Origin of the sequence: Micromonospora sp. NBS 11-29 (assembly GCF_002140155.1) — a bacterium.
GTDB lineage: Bacteria > Actinomycetota > Actinomycetes > Mycobacteriales > Micromonosporaceae > Micromonospora.
Map to the genome: position 1 here is coordinate 1 of NZ_NAPR01000009.1, position 565 is coordinate 565.

The window sequence follows — 565 nt, forward strand, 5'->3', positions numbered from 1 at the left end:
GCGACCGCGTCACCGAAACGCACCGCCTCCCGCACATGCCGCACCCAGTACTCCGGGCCCGCGATCTCCATCGGCTCCGCGACACGGCCGGTCACGTTCGACACCACCGGCAGCTTCGGCGCCCGCCAGTCCAACCCGGTGATCGCGGCCCGGAACTCGGCCAGCATCGGCTCCATCAACCGCGAGTGGAACGCGTGACTCACCGCGAGCCGCTNGTCGCACACTCCCCCGCAACCCGATCCAGATCCACAAGCGCACCGGACACCACCACCGACGCCGGACCGTTCACCGCCGCGACGTCGACGTCACCGGCCGGCCCATCCGCCGCACCCGCGTCGGAGGCCAGCAGCTCCCGCACGTCGGCTTCCGACGCACCGACCGCCAGCATCCCACCGCCGGCCGGCAACGCCTGCATCAACGAACCCCGCGCCGCCACCAGGACGCACGCATCCTCAAGCGACAACACCCCCGCCACATGGGCGGCGGTCACCTCACCGATCGAATGCCCCACCAGGTAATCCGCCGTCACACCCCACGACGACAACAACTCCCACAACGCCACCTC

General features: G+C 70.6%; 2 protein-coding genes. Both read right to left on the reverse strand.

Annotation, left to right across the window (positions count from 1 at the left end; translation table 11 throughout):
• A partial coding sequence (locus B1205_RS31410; protein WP_254909915.1) for a hypothetical protein occupies positions 1–203 on the reverse strand: 203 nt, incomplete at its 3' end.
• Entirely contained in the window at positions 200–562 is a 363-nt protein-coding gene (locus tag B1205_RS31415; protein ID WP_441338486.1) for an acyltransferase domain-containing protein, read from the reverse strand. The genes B1205_RS31415 and B1205_RS31410, both read right to left, overlap by 4 nt.
• Positions 563–565: the final 3 nt, after the last annotated feature.